Source organism: Rhodococcus sp. SG20037 (assembly GCF_031763325.1).
Lineage (GTDB): Bacteria > Actinomycetota > Actinomycetes > Mycobacteriales > Mycobacteriaceae > Rhodococcus_F > Rhodococcus_F qingshengii.
The window spans coordinates 4,354,159-4,374,204 of sequence record NZ_CP134497.1 but is presented as its reverse complement, the minus strand read 5'-3'; the positions used below and the strand labels follow the sequence as shown (position 1 = coordinate 4,374,204).

General features: G+C 63.4%; 18 protein-coding genes. 12 read left to right on the top strand and 6 right to left on the bottom strand.

Annotated elements, in window-relative coordinates:
• The first annotated feature begins 106 nt into the window (after nt 1-106).
• Nucleotides 107-517, top strand: a complete 411-nt coding sequence (locus RHP72_RS19845; RefSeq protein ID WP_003945129.1) for a VOC family protein — start codon at nt 107-109, stop codon at nt 515-517.
• Between the two features lie 11 nt (nt 518-528).
• On the opposite strand, the gene RHP72_RS19840 is transcribed toward RHP72_RS19845, so the two are convergent.
• Both RHP72_RS19840 and RHP72_RS19835 read right to left on the bottom strand, forming a co-directional pair.
• Entirely contained in the window at nt 529-1,563 is a 1,035-nt protein-coding gene (locus RHP72_RS19840) for a glutathione S-transferase family protein (RefSeq protein WP_003945145.1), read from the bottom strand.
• A gap of 23 nt (nt 1,564-1,586) precedes the next feature.
• Nucleotides 1,587-2,276 carry a hypothetical protein gene (locus RHP72_RS19835; protein ID WP_003945114.1) on the bottom strand — a complete coding sequence of 230 codons (690 nt, stop codon included), beginning with the start codon at nt 2,274-2,276 and terminating at the stop codon, nt 1,587-1,589.
• A 126-nt stretch (nt 2,277-2,402) separates the two neighbouring features.
• Here RHP72_RS19835 and RHP72_RS19830 point away from each other — a divergent pair, with 126 nt between their 5' ends.
• A complete protein-coding gene (locus tag RHP72_RS19830) occupies nt 2,403-3,026 on the top strand; it encodes a PadR family transcriptional regulator (protein ID WP_003945150.1) in 624 nt (207 codons plus the stop codon).
• A 2-nt stretch (nt 3,027-3,028) separates the two neighbouring features.
• Complete coding sequence (locus RHP72_RS19825) at nt 3,029-4,513, top strand: DHA2 family efflux MFS transporter permease subunit (protein ID WP_003945132.1); 1,485 nt, start codon at nt 3,029-3,031, stop codon at nt 4,511-4,513.
• Here the strand turns inward: RHP72_RS19825 and RHP72_RS19820 are convergent.
• A complete protein-coding gene (locus tag RHP72_RS19820; RefSeq protein ID WP_285183855.1) occupies nt 4,473-5,873 on the bottom strand; it encodes an FAD-binding oxidoreductase in 1,401 nt (466 codons plus the stop codon). The genes RHP72_RS19825 and RHP72_RS19820 overlap by 41 nt on opposite strands.
• Here RHP72_RS19820 and RHP72_RS19815 point away from each other — a divergent pair.
• The 4 genes from RHP72_RS19815 to RHP72_RS19800 all read left to right on the top strand — a co-directional run bounded on the left by RHP72_RS19815 (nt 5,872) and on the right by RHP72_RS19800 (nt 9,729).
• Nucleotides 5,872-6,672, top strand: a complete 801-nt coding sequence (locus tag RHP72_RS19815) for an enoyl-CoA hydratase/isomerase family protein (protein ID WP_007736151.1) — start codon at nt 5,872-5,874, stop codon at nt 6,670-6,672. The genes RHP72_RS19820 and RHP72_RS19815 overlap by 2 nt on opposite strands.
• Nucleotides 6,673-6,765: 93 nt before the next feature.
• Nucleotides 6,766-7,959 (top strand): class I adenylate-forming enzyme family protein, encoded by a 1,194-nt coding sequence (locus RHP72_RS19810; protein WP_030536925.1) that lies wholly within the window; start codon nt 6,766-6,768, stop codon nt 7,957-7,959.
• A 35-nt stretch (nt 7,960-7,994) separates the two neighbouring features.
• The gene (locus RHP72_RS19805; RefSeq protein ID WP_058037437.1) at nt 7,995-8,756 is read left to right on the top strand and encodes a crotonase/enoyl-CoA hydratase family protein; all 762 of its coding nucleotides are present in this window, start codon (nt 7,995-7,997) and stop codon (nt 8,754-8,756) included.
• 7 nt (nt 8,757-8,763) lie between these two features.
• The gene (locus tag RHP72_RS19800) at nt 8,764-9,729 is read left to right on the top strand and encodes an adenosine deaminase (RefSeq protein ID WP_311093730.1); all 966 of its coding nucleotides are present in this window, start codon (nt 8,764-8,766) and stop codon (nt 9,727-9,729) included.
• A 3-nt stretch (nt 9,730-9,732) separates the two neighbouring features.
• On the opposite strand, the gene RHP72_RS19795 is transcribed toward RHP72_RS19800, so the two are convergent.
• The gene (locus RHP72_RS19795; RefSeq protein ID WP_054781623.1) at nt 9,733-11,046 is read right to left on the bottom strand and encodes a D-arabinono-1,4-lactone oxidase; all 1,314 of its coding nucleotides are present in this window, start codon (nt 11,044-11,046) and stop codon (nt 9,733-9,735) included.
• 78 nt (nt 11,047-11,124) lie between these two features.
• Here RHP72_RS19795 and RHP72_RS19790 point away from each other — a divergent pair, with 78 nt between their 5' ends.
• Both RHP72_RS19790 and RHP72_RS19785 read left to right on the top strand, forming a co-directional pair.
• The gene (locus tag RHP72_RS19790; RefSeq protein ID WP_020908434.1) at nt 11,125-11,772 is read left to right on the top strand and encodes a TetR/AcrR family transcriptional regulator; all 648 of its coding nucleotides are present in this window, start codon (nt 11,125-11,127) and stop codon (nt 11,770-11,772) included.
• A 70-nt stretch (nt 11,773-11,842) separates the two neighbouring features.
• Nucleotides 11,843-13,018, top strand: a complete 1,176-nt coding sequence (locus tag RHP72_RS19785; protein ID WP_003945107.1) for an amino acid deaminase/aldolase — start codon at nt 11,843-11,845, stop codon at nt 13,016-13,018.
• A 29-nt stretch (nt 13,019-13,047) separates the two neighbouring features.
• On the opposite strand, the gene RHP72_RS19780 is transcribed toward RHP72_RS19785, so the two are convergent.
• A complete protein-coding gene (locus RHP72_RS19780; protein ID WP_311093729.1) occupies nt 13,048-16,491 on the bottom strand; it encodes a TM0106 family RecB-like putative nuclease in 3,444 nt (1,147 codons plus the stop codon).
• 83 nt (nt 16,492-16,574) lie between these two features.
• Between RHP72_RS19780 and RHP72_RS19775 the strand changes: the two genes are divergently transcribed.
• Nucleotides 16,575-17,216, top strand: a complete 642-nt coding sequence (locus tag RHP72_RS19775) for an alpha/beta hydrolase (RefSeq protein ID WP_029255791.1) — start codon at nt 16,575-16,577, stop codon at nt 17,214-17,216.
• A 5-nt stretch (nt 17,217-17,221) separates the two neighbouring features.
• On the opposite strand, the gene RHP72_RS19770 is transcribed toward RHP72_RS19775, so the two are convergent.
• Entirely contained in the window at nt 17,222-17,839 is a 618-nt protein-coding gene (locus tag RHP72_RS19770) for a cysteine hydrolase family protein (RefSeq protein WP_030536921.1), read from the bottom strand.
• Between the two features lie 92 nt (nt 17,840-17,931).
• Between RHP72_RS19770 and RHP72_RS19765 the strand changes: the two genes are divergently transcribed.
• Both RHP72_RS19765 and RHP72_RS19760 read left to right on the top strand, forming a co-directional pair.
• The gene (locus tag RHP72_RS19765) at nt 17,932-18,633 is read left to right on the top strand and encodes a FadR/GntR family transcriptional regulator (protein ID WP_007736157.1); all 702 of its coding nucleotides are present in this window, start codon (nt 17,932-17,934) and stop codon (nt 18,631-18,633) included.
• Nucleotides 18,630-20,000 (top strand): FAD-linked oxidase C-terminal domain-containing protein, encoded by a 1,371-nt coding sequence (locus RHP72_RS19760; RefSeq protein ID WP_311093728.1) that lies wholly within the window; start codon nt 18,630-18,632, stop codon nt 19,998-20,000. Before RHP72_RS19765 ends, RHP72_RS19760 begins: the two co-directional genes overlap by 4 nt.
• Nucleotides 20,001-20,046 lie beyond the last annotated feature (46 nt).

Here is a 20,046-nt window from a genome sequence, read left to right as displayed (position 1 = left end):
TCGAGAATAGGTGAAGTTTTCGCTGGCGGCGGTGATCACCGGGGCCATAGGCTCGTACGAGACTCGGTTTTCTTCGTGAGTTTTCCCAGGCAGGAGTTCGAGTGTTATGACCGCCACTTCGGAATCTCGTTCGACGACCATCTGGCCGACGCTGCGCTACCTCGACGCCCGTGCGGCAATCCACTTTCTGGTGAGCACCTTCGGTTTCGTGGAGAAGGCCGTCTACGGAGAGGGAGACGTGGTGGACCACGCCCAACTCGACTGGCCGGGCGGTGGCGGCATCATGTTGGGTTCGCCGCGCACCGATTCTGCGATCGCCGGCCTGCCGCCTGGAATCGGTTCGGTGTACATCGTCGTGGACGACGCGGACGCCGCCGATGCACTCCACGAACGCGCTGTCGCGGCGGGCGCCACGATCACGCAGGGATTGCGCGACGAGGACTACGGTTCGCGGGGGTTCACCTGCCGTGATCCCGAAGGCGTGTACTGGAGTTTCGGCACGTACGCAGGGGAGTAGCCCCCCGCGACCTACCTGGTGGCCCAGTGCTCTGCCGGAACCACTTCCGACGGGATGGGCGGATGAGGTGGTGTGCCGTCCCCGAACGGTCGGCCACCCAACTGTTCGCGTCCGTGCGGTTCGAGCCAGTGTGTCAATTCCGGTCCCTTGGGCACGATTCCGGAGGGATTGATCTCGGAATGCACGATGTAGTAGTGCGCTTTGATCTGTGTGAAGTCGATGGTGTCACCGAATCCGGGGGTTTGGAACAGATCGCGCGCGTAGTCCCACAGCACCGGCATCTCGCTGAGTTTGCTTCTGTTGCACTTGAAGTGGCCGTGATAGACGGGATCGAACCGCGCCAGCGTGGTGAACAGGCGCACATCGGCTTCGGTGATGGTGTCGCCCACCAGGAAACGTTGCCGGGCAAGACGTTCGGTGAGCCAGTCGAGGCGAGCGAACAGCGTGTCGTATGCCTCGTCGTACGCCTGCTGTGAACCGGCGAAACCGCAGCGGTAGACGCCGTTGTTGACGTCGCGAAAAACGTACTCGGCCACTTCGTCGATTTCGTTTCGCAGAGGCTCCGGGTACAGATCCGGTGCGCCTTCGCGGTGGTACTTCTTCCATTGCGTCGAGAAGTCGAGGGTGATCTGTGGGTAGTCGTTCGTGATCACCTTGCCCGTGGCGATCTCCACCATGGCGGGCACCGTGATTCCCCTGGGGTAGTGGGGATCTCGGGCGAGGTATGCGTCCTGCAGTCGCGGGATCTTCAGTACGGGATCGACGCCTCCCGGGTCGAGATCGAAAGTCCAGCTTCGTTTGTCGTGAACCGGACCGCAGATGCCCATCGACAGTACGTCTTCGAGGCCGAGCAGGCGGCGTACGATGATGGCGCGGTTTGCCCACGGGCAGGCACGTGCCACGATCAACCGGTATCGCCCGGGTTCGACGGGATAACCGTCGCGGCCGTCCTCGGTGATCCGGGTCGGGATGTAGTTGGTGTCGCGTTTGAATTCACGACCCTCTTCGACGAATGTCGGTTCGCTCGCGCCGTCTTCCGTACTCATCTGCGGTCCCTCTCGTTCGAGTGTCAACTGGGCAGGTGCACGTGTACCCGAGCGTATGCCCCCAGAACGTCGAATTTGGCTTTACGTGGAAGCGTCGCTCCGATCGCACTGCCGCGACTTGTGCGTAGCTGCGGGATCAATCCGGAATCGAGAGCATCCTCCGCAGCGAGAAGCGTTACTGCGCAGCCGATTCCGTGACGGCGATGCGCTGGAGCAGTCAGGGTCGTGAGATCTGCCACGAATCCCTGAAATTCGGAGTACGCCGCGCATCCGAGCACCTCGGTGGAATCGGTGAGGGCGGTGAACCACCGCGTCCGGTTCCCGAGGTCGGCTGTGGTGCTGTCGTCGGGTGGGCACAGCGCAGCGACGGCGAGGGCGTCGTCGATGTCGTGGGAAATCAGTAGTTGCTCGTCGGGTGGCGCGTCCGTGTAGTCGCCGAGGAAAGCGAGATCGACGGGGCCGGTGATTCTGCCGCCGTGATCGCCGGCGATCTCGAGTAGACGCGCCGGTTGCAGCAGGGCGTCGACGGAGATGTCCTCGGTGCGCTCGATGAACCACTGCGGCCCGACGATTGCACCTGAGCCTGCCAGATCGAGAACGTGGATGTCGTCGCCGACGACGCGGGCCGTGTGTGCCGGCCGAAGTGCCGAGTCGCCGAGGCCCAGTTCACGTGCCCAAGCGAGTCGGATGATGTCGAGGTGATGTTCGTCCACTCGCTACAGGCTAGTCCGATTCGAACGGGTTGATCGAGATGGACAGAGGTCGTATATTCCATGTGGACTATTTCAGGTGGAATAGTCAAGAAATAGTCAATTGCGGCTTGTCAGGGAGGGGGACTCATGGGTGACGTGTCACTGACGCCTCTGGGAATCACCGTTCTGGGCCTGCTGTCCGAGCGTTCGATGCATCCGTACGAGATGTATCAACTTGCCTCGGTTCGCCGGGGCGATCAGTTGGTGAAGATCAAGCCGGGATCGCTCTATCACACGGTTTCCCGGCTGGAGAAGCAGGAACTTCTGGCTTCGATCGGGACCGATCGTGAGGGCAACCGGCCCGAACGGACGACGTACGAGATCACCGCCCGGGGCCGTGAGGCCCTCGAGCATCAACTACGTGAGATGTTGGCGGTTCCGGTGCGGGAGTATCCGCGGTTGCCGCTCGCGCTCGCTGAAATGCACAACCTCTCCGCGTCCACCGCGTGTCAGATGCTTCGAATTCGTCTCGCGCACCTCGACAAGACGATCGCGAAATTCGAGGTCGACTACGAAGCGGTGAAGGCGGCGGAAAAACCACGAATCTTCACGGTGGGCGCGGACTACGCCCACGCACTGACCGTCGCCGAAAGAGAGTGGATCGGCGCGTTGGTGACAGACATCGAGAGCGGCGAAATGCCCTGGCTCTCACAAGAACTTCTCGACCGGCTGGCCGGCTCCGCAGGCTCGTCCGCACTACCTAAGGACTGAAGATGGAAAAGCAGGTCAATCCCTGGCACGCGCTGTGGGCGCTGTGTATCGGGTTCTTCATGATTCTGGTGGACAGCACCATCGTCGCTGTCGCCAACCCTGCGATCATGGAGGACCTCGGCACCGACATCAACAAGGTCGTCTGGGTCACCAGCGCGTACCTGCTGGCGTACGCGGTGCCGCTGCTCGTCACCGGCCGGCTCGGTGACAGGTTCGGACCGAAGAACCTGTACATGATCGGCCTCGTACTGTTCACCGGCGCTTCACTGTGGTGTGGTCTGTCCGGCAGCGTCGAGATGCTCATCGTGGCAAGGGCTTTCCAAGGTCTGGGCGCCGCAATGATGACGCCTCAGACGATGGCCGTCATCACACGCACGTTCGCGCCGAACAAGCGTGGCGCCGCAATGGGCCTGTGGGGCGCGGTTGCCGGTGTTGCGACGCTGGTCGGTCCGCTTGCCGGTGGTGTGTTGGTCGACAATCTCGGCTGGGAATGGATCTTCATCGTCAACGTCCCGGTTGGTGTCATCGCCTTCCTCCTCGCGTGGAAGCTTGTTCCGTCGTTGCCGACCAGCGAGCACAAGTTCGACATTCCCGGCGTGATTCTCAGCGCCGCAGGCATGTTCCTGCTCGTGTTCGGAATCCAGGAAGGCAGTTCGTACGACTGGAACGGATTCGTCTGGAGCCTGATCGGCGCCGGTGTGGTGTTGCTCGCGGTGTTCGTGTTCTACCAGTCGCGCAACAAGAACGAGCCCTTGCTTCCACTCGAACTCTTCAAGGACCGCAACTTCTCGCTCGCCAACGTCGCCATCACCGCGATGGGCTTCGCGATCACATCGATGGTCCTTCCGCTGATGTTCTACACCCAGGCAGTTCGCGGACTCTCCCCGACGCAGTCGGCGCTCCTCCTCGTTCCGATGGCCGTGCTGACCGGCATTTTTGCGCCGATCATCGGCAAGCTCGTCGACAAGACGCATCCGCGCTACATCGCGGGCACCGGCTTCCTGCTGTTCGCGATCGCCCTGGGCTGGCTGGCATTGGTTATGTCTCCCGACGTCGCGATCTGGGAACTGCTCCTGCCGATCGGCCTGATCGGCTTCGCCAACGCATGCATCTGGTCGCCGCTCGCGGCCACCGCCACACACAACCTGCCTCCGATGCAGGCCGGCGCCGGCGCCGGCGTCTACAACACCACCCGGCAGGTGGGTGCGGTTCTCGGCAGTGCCGCGATCGGAGCACTGATCACCGCACGATTGGCGGCTCAGGGTCTGACCGGCGGCAGTTCCGAAGCCGGAGTGGGTCACCTACCCGAGTTCGTCCGTGAACCGTTCAGCACGGCGATGTCGGAGTCGATCTGGCTGCCCGCAGGCGTGCTGCTCATCGGCTTCGTCGCTTCGGTGTGCTTCGCTCGGCCTCTGCGCGGCGACGCACACGACGACGCGATGGCCGTCAGTGCCGAAGCGCGTCGGGAAACATCACTGCACGATTGAGATAGTCGCTCGGGTCCAGGGCTCGCTTGATCGCCCACATCGTGGCTATGTCCTCCGCAGAGAGGGCCAGGTTCAGATAGTTGCGTTTGAGCGAGCCCACCCCGTGTTCGGAACTGACGTTTCCGCCGTGATCGCGAACCAGTTCGAGGACGCTGCGGTACACGGTGTCGGCGTTCGGGCAGTTCAGGACGTTGAGGTGGATATTTCCCTCGGCGACGTGTCCGAAGAGGATCGGAATTGCCGCGGGGGCACGACTCGCGATCACCGCCGCGGCGTCCTCGGCGAAGGTGGCAAGCGAGTCCAGCGGCAGCGCCGCGTCGAATTTCAGTGGGGGGCCGAACAGTCCGACCACTTCGGCGAAACACTCCCGCGCCGCCCACAAACGCGTCGAGCCGGGATCGTCGACCGCCACGGCCGGGGTCTGCGGTGGGTCGATGCGTTCGAGCAGCTCGGCCAGGTCTTCCAGCGGATCGTGGGCCGCGGACACCTCGGCGAGGAGGTACCACGGTCGCCCCGTCGGAACCGCGGCGTTCAAATGGTGGGCGGCCAGTTCGAGACCGCGCCCGTCCAACAACTCCAGTGCGTCGACGCCGTCGAGAGTGCGCAACACTCGCCCCGCCTCGACGACGTCTTGGAGTGTGTCGAAACCGGTCAGCGATGTGACGCGGTGAGTCGGTATCTTCCGTAATTTCAGGTCGACGGAAGTGACCACCCCTAGAGTTCCCTCGCTGCCCACCCACAGTGCGGGCAGGTTGTATCCGGAATTGTCGGACAACACTTTCGGTGACCGGCGCACCGTGGTCCCGTCGGGGAGCACCACCTCGAGGCCGAGCACCTGTTCGGCCATGTTCCCGTATCGAACCGTGTGCAGCCCACCGGCATTGGTGGAGACCATGCCGCCGATCGTCGCTGTATCCCGAGAAGCGATGTCCACCCCGAATTTCAGGCGGGCGGCGGCGGCCGCCGAATGTACCTGCGCGAGTGTCGCTCCCGCACCGACGGTGATCCGACCGGCGGCAACATCGACTTCGCCGATCGCCTCGAGGCGTTCGGTGGAGAGCAGGACGTCGTCGTGCTCGGGCACCGTCCCGGCGACCAGACCGGTTCGCCCGCCCTGAATGGTGACCGGTACGCCGCGCGAGCGGCACACGTTCAGCACTGCCGAGACTTCGGCGGTATTTCCGGGTCGGACCAGAGCGCTGGCGCGCCCGCTGTAGCGCCCTGTCTGGTCGGTGGAACGGGTCGCCAACACGTCGGCGTCGTCGACGACGAACCGATGTCCCACAACGTCCGCGAGTGCATTTCTCAGACCGTCCACCCGACGATCGTAGGCCGGTTCGATGTGGCAGTGTGGCGGCATGACTGCTCCCGAATCGCATCCCACCCGTCTCGAGCGCTTCACCACCGATGGTGGTGCCGAGGTGGCTGTCCTGACGTTCGCGCACGGACCACTCAATCTGTTCGATCAGGCCATGTTCGACGCCGTCATCGCCGATGTTGCAGCGCTGACCGAAAACCCACCGCGCGCTGTGCTTCTGCGCGCCGAGGGCAAGGTCAACTCGGCCGGCGTCGACGTCCATGTGTTCGACGGACTGAACCCGGAGCAGGGAGCGGAATTGTGGCGCGAACTGTTCGCCCAGATCTGCCATCCGCTCGAGGCGTTGCCGTGCCCGGTCATCTACGCGGCGCACGGGCTGACGCTGACTGCTGCCTTCGAGATCTCCTTGGCCTGCGACATCATCCTCGCGGCGCCGAAGGCGAAGTTCGGACTGGTCGAGACAGTGGTCGGTCTGACGCCGTCCATGGGTGGACCGCAGCGTTTGGCCGAGCGCGCCGGTTCTGGACGGGCTCGGGAGTTGGTCATGACCGGCGATCTCTACGACGCCGCAACTCTGCACTCGTGGGGCGTCGTCAATGCCGTTCACGACGATGTCGATGCTGCGGCGCGTGCCCTGGCGGCCCGGTTGGCGGACGGGCCCACGCGAGCCCACGACGCCACCAAGCAGATCGTGGCGGCCTGGCGTTCCGGCGGGATCGCCCACGCGGATTCGGTGACTCCCGGGGTGTCCGGTGCGCTGTTCGCCACCGATGACCTACGCGGCGCTGTCCGCAGTTTCCTCGAGGTCGGACCGGGCAAAGCGGTCTACTCCGGAAAGTAAGTTTGCGACGATTATCGCCAGAGACCTCCACGAACTGTGATCCACGTCATATAGTCGAATGGCCGGTGGGTTGTCAGTGACGTGGAGGTATCGATGCGGTCGACGCTTGTGGAATACCCGTGTTCGACTCAGCTCCTCGCCGACGCCCGTGTCACCCGTGCGGGTGACGGGGTGCTTCGGTACAGCCAACTCGACCCGTCGCTGTCCGAACTCCTCGATATCGCCGTTCATCGATTCTCCTCACGCATCGCGGTGGAGGAGGTCGACGGCGAACAGGTCACCTTCGCGGAGTTGTGGGCCGAGGCGTCGCGGGTCGCAGGCGGGCTGAAGTCGCGAGGCGTCGAGATCGGGGACCGTGTGGCCATTCGCGTCGCCGCCGGGGTGAGGTGGATGGAGGCGTGCCTCGGCGTCATTCTCGCCGGCGGTGTTCCAGTCTCCGTGGGTGTTCATCTGAGCGACGACGCGGCGGACTTCGTCATCGCGGACAGTGGCTCGGTGTTGGTGCTCGACGGGGAACTCCCACACGGTGTTCCGTTCATCGACGACGGTGCCGCCCCGGAGGAGATGGCGATCCTCGCGTACACCGCCGATTCTTCGGGCGAAATGCTGGGCGTCGAGTTGAGCAACGAGAACGTGCTCTCCGCCATCGTCGGCATTCTGCACTCGCGCGATTACGGCGTCGAAGGTGTGCGAAATCTGTTGGTGGACAATGACTTCAAGTCGGTGCGGCAGTTCGTGCACGTGCTCGCGACGTTGGTGGTCGGTGGAACGGTGGTCCTCGCCGGCGACTTCTGGCGTGAGAGTGTGCATACCGTCGACATCGTGACCGGGCGGCCCGAGGACCTGCTCGAGCCACGGTTGCTCACCCTTGGACCGGCGGCGCGTGCCGGTTCGAGGTCGGTTCAGTGGATCGATTGCAGCGGGTCGCCGATCACGGCCGAACAGGAATCCAAGCTGCTGACCCTGTTCCCGGCCGCTCGGCATGTGATCGGGTGGGGCAAAACCGAGACCTGTGGGGCTGGTCTCATTCTGCCAACCGAGTCGGCACCCACCCACCTCGGAAGCGTCGGAATCGCTTTCGGTGGAATGGAAGTGGCGTTGTACGGCCCGGATGCTCCAGGTGGTTTCGGTGAGTTGCTGTGCCGTGGACCGAGTGTCACGCGTCGGTATTGGAACTCGCCGCAAGCGACCTCGACGAGGTTCACCCAGGGGTGGTTCTGCACTCACGACACCGCGCAGATCGACCCCGATGGCTTCGTCCGTATTGTCGAACGCAACGTCGCGTAGTCACGCGAGCGTGGTCGACAAACGAGAGGGACATCATGGCGGACGAGGTTCTCACCGAGCGGCGCGGGCGGACACTGATCATCACCATCAACCGGCCCGAGGCGCGTAACGCCATCAACTCGGCGGTCAGTCACGCATTGGCCGCTGCGGTCGAAGAGCTCGATGCGGACGACGATCTGTCCTTGGCGGTGCTGACAGGAGCCGGCGGAAACTTCTGTGCCGGTATGGATCTGAAGGCATTCGTGGCCGGCGAGAACGTACTCGTGCCGGGACGCGGTCTCGGATTCACGGAAGGGCCGCCGCGTAAGCCGATCATTTCGGCGGTCGAGGGCTTCGCGTTGGCAGGCGGCACGGAACTCGTGCTTGCCACCGACCTGGTGGTCGCGTCGTCCGAAGCGAAGTTCGGTATCCCGGAGGTCAAGCGAGGGCTGGTCGCAGGTGGAGGCGGATTGTTGCGCCTGCCCAAGCGGATTCCGTACCAGAAGGCATTGGAACTGGCCCTGACCGGTGACAGTTTCACAGCCGAGGAGGCCTACCGCTACGGCTTCGTGAACACGTTGACCGAGCCAGGTAAGGCGCTCGAAGGCGCGCTGGAGCTGGCTGAGCGCATCACCCGCAACGGACCGCTCGCGGTTGCGGTCACCAAGGAGATCATCGTCAAGGCCGGCGGTTGGTCCGACGACGAAGCTTTCGCGAAGCAGTTGCAGGTCATGGCGCCGGTGTTCGCGTCCGAAGATGCACGCGAGGGCGCGACGGCGTTCGCCGAGAAGCGCGCCCCGGTCTGGAAGGGGCGGTAACACCGACATGGCTACACCTGTCGCAGAGCTGCACATGCACATCGAGGGTTCTCTGGAACCCGAACAGATTTACCGACTTGCCGAGCGCAATCGAATGGACTTGCCGTACAAGGATATCGACGATCTGAAGTCGAGGTACGAGTTCACCGATCTGCAGTCGTTCCTCGATCTCTACTTCGCCAACATGGCCGTCCTGCGCACCGCGGAGGATTTTGCCGACCTGACGCGAGCGTACTTCCGCCGCGCGGCTGCCGCCGGCGTCGCGCATGCCGAGTTCTTCTTCAATCCACAGGCGCACGTGGTCCGTGGTGTTCCGCTGACCGAGGTCCTGGACGGGATCATGGATGCGGTGGCATCGAGTGAGCGCGAGTTCGGGCTCAGCAGCGCGGCAATCGCCGCCATCCTCCGAGATCAGCCCGTCAAAGACGCCGAGGAGATCTTCTCCGAGATAATTCGCCTGCAGGCTCCGATCGTCGGGCTCGGACTCGACTCCGCGGAGGTCGGCAACCCGCCGTCACTGTTCGAGGACGTGTTCGCCCGCGCGCGTGCCGAGGGTTTGCACGTTGTGGCTCACGCCGGTGAAGAGGGACCGCCCGAGTACATCTGGCAGGCGCTCGACATTCTCGGCGCCGAGCGGATCGACCACGGAGTCCGGGCACTCGAGGATCCTGCCCTGATCGAGCGTCTGGTCGACGAGGAGATTCCACTGACGGTCTGCCCGTTGTCGAACGTTCGTCTGCGGGTGTTCGATTCGCTGTCGGATCATCCGCTTCGATCGATGCTCGAGATGGGTTTGATCGTCACGGTCAACTCCGACGACCCGGCCTACTTCGGGGGATATGTCGACGACAATTTCACCGAACTGGGCCGAGCCCTGGGTCTGACGGAGGCCGAGCGAGACACCCTCGCCCGGAACTCGATCAAGGCCTCGTTTGCGAGCGATGCGCGAAAAGCGGAACTACTGCGGTACTGACCGTCAGTCGCCGAGTACCTGACGCAAGTATTCGTTGTCGAACACACGATTCGCGTCGTACTTGTCTCGAACGGCGACAAAGTCGTCTAGTCGGTCGTACGTAGGACGCAGGTCGTCGACGGTCCGGTTGTGCATTTTTCCCCAATGCGGCCGGCCGTCGACGGCGCGCGCGATTGCCTCCACTGCGGCGAAGTATTCGGTTTCGGGGCGTCGGTGGTACTGGTGTACGGCGATGTATGCGGTGTCGCGTCCGTGAGCAGTGGAGAGCCAGAGGTCGTCGGCGGCAGCAAAACGTACTTCGACGGGGAATGCGACGTTAGTTCCGGACTTCTTCATCCAGCGGTCGATTTCGTGGAGTGTCTCGGTGACGTGTTCGCGGGGGATCGCGTATTCCATCTCCTTGAACTTCACCCGGCGCGAAGACGCGAATACTCGGTAGCTGCGATCGGTGAACTCCCGGGCGCCGAGCAATCGAGACGACACGTTGTTGATTCTCGGGATCGCGGCCGGCGCCAGGGTGGCAACGCGGTTGACGCCTTCGAAGAGTGTGTTCGAGAGGAGTTCGTCGTCGACGAACGCGCGGACCTTGCCCACTGGATCGGGTTCGGTATCTCCGGGCAGTCGCGTATTGCTCTTCGTCAGGACACGGTCGGTGTGCGGAAACCAGTAGAACTCGAAGTGGTCCAAGCCCAGACGATCGCTCTCGAGGGTGTCCAGTATGTGAGACAGCGTGTCGGGTTCCTCGATTGCGCGAAGTGTGAATCGCGGGACGCAGGCGAGAGTGATCTTCGAAATGATGCCGATTGCGCCCAATCCGAGGCGGCCTGCTTCGAACAATTCGACGTTTTCGTCGGCGCTTGCGGTAACGACGGATCCGTCGGCGAGAACGATCTCGATTCCGCGAATCTGCGTGGCGATACCGCCGAATCGTGCGCCGGTGCCGTGTGTGCCGGTGGACGTCGCGCCGGCCAGTGACTGGACGTCGATGTCACCGAGATTGGCCATCGCATATCCGCGTTGCCACAAGGCGTCGTTGAGAGCATGAAGGCGAGTGCCTGCAAAAACAGTGACCAGCGCACCGTCGTCGGTCGGTGTGATCGAGTCGATTCCGCTCAAGTTGTCCAGGCTGACGAGGACACCGTCAGTGACCGCGACACCGGTGAACGAGTGGCCGGCGCCGACGGCCTTCACACGTTGGCCACGCGAAGCGGCCTCGGCGACCAACGACGAAAGTTCACGGGTATTTGTCGGCGTCGCAAAGCGACGCGGCGCGGCGCTTTGAGTGCCCGCCCAGTTCTGCCAAGTGTCCGAAGCCATTACGCAATAATGTACTTGGACGGTCGTCCAGGCAAGTATTGCGCGAAGATTTTGTCATTTGCGTTCTACGATCATTGGATGCTGAACAGGCTCCCGGCGGACGAACGCCGCACACAATTGGTCGAGTCCGCCTTGTCTATTGCGGAACAGCGCGGTGTCAGTTCTGTGACGGTAAGGGCGGTGGCAGAGGAGGCCGGGGTATCGCTCGGCGTCGTTCATTACTGCTTCGAGAGCAAGGAAGCGCTGATCGCGGCAATGGGTGAAACGCTCATTCTGCAGCTCAGTGCGTCGATGCAGTATGCGTTCGCGCAGGTCCGCCATGCGCCGGATCTCAGTGGCGTGCAGGGGCTCAGGGAATTGCTGCACATCGGCCTGACCGGAATGTGGCCGACCATCGAGGCAACCCCGGATCGCCAGTTGTTGACCTACGAAATTACCGCGCAGGCACTGCGTAGTCGCAATCTCGGAGCCGAACGTGCTGGGGCGGTTGCATTTGAGCAGTACCGAATCATGGATGAGCTCGCGGTGTCGTTTCTCGAAGAGTGCGCCAAGATATCGGGCACGGTGTGGACGGAGCCGTTGAGTTCGATTGCGCGACTGAGTCTTGCAATGATCGACGGCCTTGTTCTGCGATGGCTGGTCGATCGTGACTCCGACGCGACTATTGCCGAGTTCGGAGAAATGGTTCAGGTAATCGCCAATAAAGCCGTGGTCGCGCCTCAGTAGAACCGCCATCCTGGACATACGTCCAGGATTGGTGATTGACTGGTCGCACGCCGCGACGATTGGATCATCTGTGACCCGGACCCTTGATCGACTCACTGCTGCCACGCGAGAACTCGACCCGCCTCTGGCTGCTCTGGATCTGACCACCCTGCGCAGTAATGCAGCCGACCTGGTGCGCCGCGCCGGTGGAACCCCGGTGCGAGTGGCGAGCAAATCGGTTCGTTGTCGGACGGTTCTGGCTGAAACTCTCGGCGACACACTGACCGCGTCCGGCGGATTCCGCGGAATCATGGCGTACTCACTGCGCGAGGCTCTGTGGCTGGTCGGGCTGGGCGCACGGGACATCCTGATGGGTTACCCGACCGCCGATCGTGGCGCCATCGCGGATCTCGCTGCCGATGACACAGCACTCGCATCGATCACCTTGATGGTCGACGACGATGCGCAGTTGGACCTCATTCGTTCGGCGTCGACGGGGGATGCGCCTGTCCGGGTGTGTCTCGACGTCGATGCGTCGCTTCGGATCGGTCCGATCCATCTGGGCGTACGACGCTCGCCGCTGCGCGAACCTGCCGCGGTCGCCGCACTCGCGGCGCGTGCGCGCCAACGCGGATTCTCCGTCGTCGGAGTGATGTTCTACGAAGCCCAGATCGCCGGCCTCCCGGACACCAGCGCTCCGATCGGTTGGGTCAAGAAGGCCTCTGCCCGCGAACTGGCGTCCAGAAGGGGCGCTGTGGTCGCGGCCGTCACCGATGCCGTGGGTGCACTCGAGATCGTCAACAGCGGCGGTACGGGGTCGCTGGAGGTCAGCTCGGCCGATCCTGTGGTGACCGAGGTAACAGCAGGCTCCGGACTGTACGTACCGACCCTGTTCGACCGCTACCGTGCCTTCCGTCCCGATCCGGCGCTGTTCTTCGCACTGTCGGCAGTGCGCAAACCGACGCCGTCCGTCACGACCCTGTTCGGTGGCGGATACATCGCGTCCGGACCTGCGGGAGCCACCCGCGTTCCGTCGCCGGTCTGGCCCGCCGGTCTCAAACTGCTCCGCAACGAAGGTGCCGGCGAAGTCCAGACGCCGGTCACCGGGAAGGAAGCCGGCAACATCGCGATCGGCGACCGTGTGTGGTTCCGTCACGCCAAAGCCGGCGAGCTGTGCGAGCGCTTCGACCGCGTGTACGTGGTCGAAGCCGACGGCACCCGAACCTCGGTTCCCACCTATCGCGGCGAAGGGCAGTGCTTCGGGTAAGGCAGTGCTTCGGGTAAGACAGGCTTCGGCTAGCTCGTCAGCCTCATGAACGCGCCCAGTTCGACCAATCCCGCAGGCGTACTGGGCATGTACTGCGTCAACGCGTGCGATCGGACGATGATCGCGCACCACTTGCCGCGTGAGACAGCAACATTGAGGCGGTTTCGCGACAGCAGGAACGACATCCCTCGCGGGACGTCCTCGACGGCAGATGCGGCCATCGACACGATTGCCACCGCAGCCTCGCGGCCCTGGAACTTGTCGACGGTCCCGACCTCGACCTCCGTGAGACCGGCCTCGGTGAGATCGCGCTCGACGGTGCCCACCTGGGCGTTGTACGCCGCGACCACGAGAATGTCCGACTGCTCCAGCGGCCTGGTTCCCTCGAACTCGCTCGGGTCGGTCCAAGGCGTACCGAGAAGGCCCTGGATCTGGCGAACGATCTCCTGCGACTCTTCCGGGGAGTACGTGGAATTGCCGCGGTGATCGACGTACACCGTGTGCACTCCGGCAGCGAGTCCGTCGAGTTTCCTTGCTGCACTGACGGTTTCCTGGGAGTGGAGTTTGCCCTCGTACGACAGTGCAGACACGGGGGCGCACAGATCGGGGTGCATCCGCCACGTTTTCTCGAGGAAGTAGCCGAGTTCGGGTGGCAGTGCACCGTGTCCCTCGGCGAGCCAACCGAGTGCCGATTCGTCGACAGGTTCGGGGTGAGTACCTTGGCTGACCTGCGGCAGTTGCTGTGGATCGCCCAGTAGCAACAGGTTTCGCGCGGAGATCGCGACGGCAATCGTGTTGGCCAGCGCGAATTGACCTGCCTCGTCGACCACGAGCAAGTCCAAACTGCCGGCGGGAACACGATCGGTGTTCGCGAAGTCCCATGCAGTGCCGCCGATGACGCAGCCGACGCCTTCCGCTTCGGCGATGAATCCGGCGTATTCTTCGGACGCGATGTCCTGCCATTCCGCGGTCTTGCTGCGGCTGCCCTTCTTTGCGACCAGTGCAGGGTCCACGCCGGCTTTCAGAATGCCGCCGAGCATGTTCTCGACCACCGAATGTGATTGTGCCACCACTCCGATTCGCCACTGATGTTGTTCGATCAGTGTCTTGACGACACGAGCGCCCGTGTAGGTCTTGCCCGTACCAGGGGGACCCTGTACTGCCACGTAGGAATCGTCGAGGTCGAGAAGTGCGGCGGTGATGGCCTCCGCGTAGTTGTTGTCGGTCCCGACGGGAGGGAGCGGTGAACCCGAGCGTGTCCTCGGGGTGCTGCGCCGGAGAATGTCGACCGCTGCGACGGATGGCAGTTCGGGCAGGATCTCGCTGGCGTCGGATGCGGCAGCGGCGATCGACTTCTCCATACGTCCCGTGGGAATCGGACGACCAGGTGCCAATGCGACTGGGGTATCGAGGTATTCGTCACCGCCGAGCAGTTCTTCCACGGTGACCACGTCGAGCCCTTCGGACTTGACCACGGCGGTGACCTTGACGCTGCTGGTGCCGCGTTGGGTGGGGTTCTCGCTGGCAACGGCATCGGGGGAGGGGGTTGCGTAGAGAGCGAACAAATCACTGCCCGGACTCAAAGATGTTCCGGTGCCGAAACTTCCGGTCAATTGGATGTGGCGACGAAACTTCTTCTGCCGCGGGGTGCTCTTGTGCCAGTCCGCTTCAATTTCGGACTGTTCGACCACCATGACGTCGCGGATGTCCACGAGGTCTTCGATCGGTGTGACCAATCGGTCGAAGTGGGCCCACCAGTACGGCTTCCGCTCGCGATTGTGGTAACCGACTGCTGCGGCCAATAGAGCAGCAGCCTGCTGATCGGGGGTGCGTGTCGAACCGGCCTTGTGGCCGGCGAAGTCGCGGAGTGCGATTTCCGATTCGGTGAGTTCTTCGAGTGGAATCTTGATCTGTCCGGTCGGCTCTCGAAGTTCGACACCATGTTCTGCGGCGCGCTCGGCGAGCCAATCACGCAGGCGGAGAGTGGATTCGCAGTCGTACTCGTTGTAGTCGGAGATGCCCTGAAGAAGTTCCCGGGCCTGGTCGGCTTGTCCGCCGTCGCGCAATTCGCAGTAGTCGGCATAGGCGACGACCGAGGCGGCGGCGTTGGTCACGTCACCGTCACGGCCGTGCTCACCCATGTAGAGCGGCTCGAGTTTCTTGATGCTGTACGAGCGTTGTCCGATCCGCAGGCACGCGCGGACGATCGGGTACAGGTCGACGAGCACGTTCTCGCTGAGCAGGGTGTCCACGGTCTGCTCGCCGACACCGTGACGTGCGGCCAAGCGCAACAGCGCCGATTTCTCGTACGCGGCGTAGTGGTAGATGTGCATGCCTGGATGAGCTTCTCGACGCGCGGTGACGTAATCGAGGAAGTCGAGGAGCGCCTGGCGCTCACCCTCGCGATCGTGTGCCCAGAACGGCTTGAACACGTAGTCGTCCGCAGGCCCTTCGACCACACCGAACAGATACTCCAACCCCCAATCGGTGGACCCGTCCTCGGCCCAGAGCGGATCGCCCTCGAAGTCGAAGAAGATGTCGCCGTCGTCGGGGATGGGGAGTCCGCCGAGCGCCGAGGGTTCGTAGACCTCGAATTCGGCGTCGCCGGACAGTTCCTGGCGTAGTTGAACCGCTGCCTGTGCACGGAGCTTGTCGAGTGTTTCCCGGCGGATTCCCTCGACTGGGCCGGTGCTCGCGGCGAGTTCGTCGATTGTCGTGATCCCCGAGACGATCAGCTGTTCACGCTGATTGCCGCGGACACCCGCAACCAGCAGCAGGTCTCGATGGCTTTCGACCTCGACGCTGCAGGTGTCGCATCGACCACAACGCAGGTACCGATCGTCGAGCCACTGTGTCGGTTTCCCCTCGGCGCGGTGCTCGTCGAGGACTCGTTCGAGTTCAGCTCTACGTGCCGCGAATACCGGCGCGATGTCTCCGATGTCGTGCGACGACGTGCTGCCGTCGCCTAGCAGTAGATGAACTTGATCGGAGGCGGCAATTGCATTGCGCTCCAACGCATCCGCGTATGCGGCGAGTTGTAGAAGTGCCGACACCTTGGCGTGCCGGGAGAGCTTGCTGTCGTAGACCGCGTAGGTGTCGCCTTCGCGGACGAGGAAATCGCAGAACCCGAGGAATCGGCCGTCGAAAAAGGTTCCCTGATAAATGACTGGCGCGCCCGATCGTGCTGCCTCGACGGTGGCCAACGTGGCAGCGGTCAGGCCTGCGCGTGAGTGTTCCGGTCGCGCCATGACGACGACGCCGTCTCCGTGCTGATCGATGAACTTCTGAAGCTGTTCGCGCTCGTGCGAGTCGCCGAGGCTCGACGTCCGCTCGAGCATCGGATCCGCCTCGGCCGCCTCGGCTGAGATCAGACCGGTTCGGGCGTCGAGTTGCCGCAACAGTGCGAACTCGCACGAGGCCGCGGCCGAGAGGTCGCTGGCGCTGTAGACGATCTGATCATCGAGTAGGAACACACGGAGATTGTGCCATCGCTCACCGACAAGGCAACCCACCAGTAATCGCCCACCGCCCGCGGATACCCGTAGGAGAGTGCAGAATGACGAGCATGCCCTTCTTCGACGGACGAACCGGTCAGGTGCACTTTCGGCATTGGCCGGCGGCAGGGGGCGCAGTGCCCACTGTGTCTTTGGTCTTTCTGCACGGCCTCGGTCAGCACAGCGGGCAGTATCACCGTTTCGCGAGCGCAATGACGGCGTCGGGGATTGACGTGTGGGCGATCGATCACACCGGGCACGGTTTGTCGGAGGGTGATCCGGGAGTCGGGGCTCCGCTCTCCGATCTTGCTGCCGATGCAGCCGCGCTGGCTGACATCGCCTTGGCGGAACTGCCCGACGTTCCGCAGGCGGTGATGGGTCATTCGTTAGGTGCTGTGACTGCGCTGACGGTGCTGGCTCATCGCGATCACGAATTCGCGTCCGCGGTGTTGTGCGGCATCCCGCGCAGTGCGGTCGAGCAACACGGGTGGGCGGAACTCTCCGACGCGGGCATCCCAGTCCTGGTCGTTCACGGTACCGACGACCGGATCGCCCCGGTCGATCCCGTCCGGGACTGGGCGCGGACGCTGCGCAACGTCGAGATGCGTGAGTTCGAGGACGCCGGTCACGACCTGCTGCACGAGAAGGTTCACGCCAGTGTCACCAACGTCAGCCGTGAATTCCTTCTCGCGCATTCCAGGTAGTCCTCTCAGGAGAGCGCGCCGAGCACCTCTTTCGACGTGACGGGGTGCGAGAACATCGGGTAGTCGTAGGTGATCGCGTTCTCGTGTTCGGCGACCGAAGTGCCTGCCACGCAATCGGTGAGTGTGATGACCCGGTAACCGTTCTCGTATCCGGTGCGCATGGTCGATTCGACGCAGCAGTTGGTCAGGAAACCGCCGAGAAGGATCGTGCGAATTCCTTTGCTGCGCAGAATGAAATCGAGGTTGGTGCTGGCAAAAGTGTCGAGTCCACGCTTGCCCTCGATGACGATGTCGCCGTCTTTCGGAGTGAGGTCGTCGACGATAGCGGCGCCCCACGAACCCTTCACGAAGGCCTTTCCGTCGACGACGCCCTTGAGGATTCCGTACGGATGCGAGGTGATTTCGTTGTACCCCTCGGCGAAGGTGATCGGTGCGTGCATCACGGTGACACCCGCCGCACGGGCCGCATCGACCAGCGCGGCGGTGTTCGCGAGGAGTCCGTTCGATTCCATGACCGGTGCGACGGCCTCGTGAAGAACACCGCCCTCGGTGGTGAAGTCGTTCTGGTACTCGATGAGCACGACGGCGGTGGTCGCGGGATCCAATTCGAGCTTGTCGGTCATGGTCGGCACCTTCTCTGTTGTGGTCCGGGTCACGAATCTCCTCAATTAAACAGTTTGTCAGACAAGCAGGCAAGGGGTGGTAGCGTCGCGGCATGGATACGACTCCGTTGTCGCGCATGCCGCTCAGCCTTGCCGTGTCGGGAAGAATCCGTGCTGCCATACTCGACGGCTCGCTTCCCGTCGGCGAGGCATTGCCCACCGAACAGGAACTTGCACAGACGTTCTCGGTGGGGCGATCGACGGTCCGTGAGGCGCTTCGTGTCCTGCAAGCGCAGGGATTGTTGACCGGCGCGGACACCACTTCTACTGCCAGGCCTCGGGTGACGCACGAGCATACGGCCGATTCCGCGGCCACAGCTCTCAGCACGGCGTTGCAGGTGGGTGCAGTTCCATTGGGCGATCTTGTCGAATTGCGAGTGCTGCTCGAAGCTGCTGCGCTGCGCACTGTCGTCGCGGTGCCGAACGGCGCCCGGGATGCGATCGAGCGGATGCGCGTCGCAACCCTTGCCGACGACTCGGTCGCATTCCACGACGCCGATGTCGACTTTCACGTTGCGCTGGCCGGAGCGGGCGGGAACAAGGCGTTCGGGTTGGTCATGACGGTTCTCCGCGACAGCATCGCCGGCTACCTGCTGAGCGAACTCGACTCGCGCGAGAACTCGGCGGCCACGCTCGGCGCACTGTTGGCCGAGCACGAGGGTATCGCCGACGCGATCGAGCGCGGTGCAGCTGACGAGGCCGCCGTTTTGGTCGAGCGCCATGTGCGCGGATTCTACGAAGGACGAACACAATGACCACGAGTATCGATCTGTTGGGTGAACGCTTGCAGAAAGCGGTGGGGGACAGGGCGACAACCGATCCCGACCGAATGGGTGCGTACGTCCGGGATCAATCACTGCTCACCGCAGCCGGAAGGCCCGCCGCGCTGGTCAAGGCGAAGACGGTCGACGACGTCGTTGCGGTCATGGCGGTGGCCCACGAACTCGCCGTTCCGGTGGTGACACGAGGGGCAGGTACCGGGTTGGCCGGCGCCGCCAACGCACTCGACGGATGCATCGTCTTGAGCGTCGCGGGCATGGATCGCATTCTCGAGATCGATCCTGCCGCGCGCACCGCCACGGTGGAGCCTGGAGTGATCAACGGTGACCTGGCGGAAGCTGCTGCACAGCAGGGACTTTGGTACGTACCGGATCCGGGAAGCCGGTCCATCTCGAGTATCGGCGGCAACCTGGCGACAAATGCAGGCGGCATCTGTTGCGCCAAGTACGGCGTCACCGGTGATCACGTTGCGGCCCTGACGGCGGTACTCGCCGACGGGCGTGTGATCCGTACCGGTGCACGGACGCGCAAAAATGTTGCGGGGCTGGACTTGACACATCTGCTCGTCGGGTCGGAGGGCACTCTCGCGGTCATCGTCGAAGCCACGATGCGGTTGCGTACGGCGCCCACTGCCGCGACCACTGTGGTCGCCTTCTTCGATTCCGCGGAGTCCGCGATCGATGCCGTCCTCGCCGTGTCGGCAGTGGCCGAACCGTGTCAGATGGAGTTGATGGACGACGTCACCATCGGCGCCGTCAATCGGCTGACCAAGATGGGGCTGGACGAATCGGCCGGGGCGATGCTGCTCATCCAGTGCGACGGTAGGTCGGCGGCCGCCGAGGCAGCGGACTGCGCCGCGGCGTGCGAAAGTGCCGGGACCCGAGAGGTTTTCCACACCGACGATCCGGTGGAAGGTGAAGAGTTCACCGCCGCGCGCCGCATGGCCTTGCCGGCTCTCGAGGCGTTGGGCACGGTACTTCTCGACGACGTCGCGGTGCCGGTGCCGGCGTTGCCGTCCATGTTGGAATGCATTCGTGAAGCGGCCGATCGCCACGGCGTCACGATCGGAACCTTCGGTCACGCCGCCGACGGCAATCTCCACCCGACCATCGTGTTCGACGCTGCCGAATCGGGTGCGCAGGATCGTGCGCGCGGAGCTTTCGACGACATCGTTGCCGGCGCACTGGCGTTGGGCGGAACGATCAGCGGTGAACACGGTATCGGGGTTCTCAAAGCGCCGTACATGGCGGACATGGTCGGCCAGACCGAACGCGAAATGATGCTTGCAGTCAAGGCCGCATTCGATCCGAAGAACGTTCTCAATCCCAGACGAGGTATCTGAGCGGTTCGTCCGTGCCTCAGTCGCCGGAAATTGCGCTACCAGACGA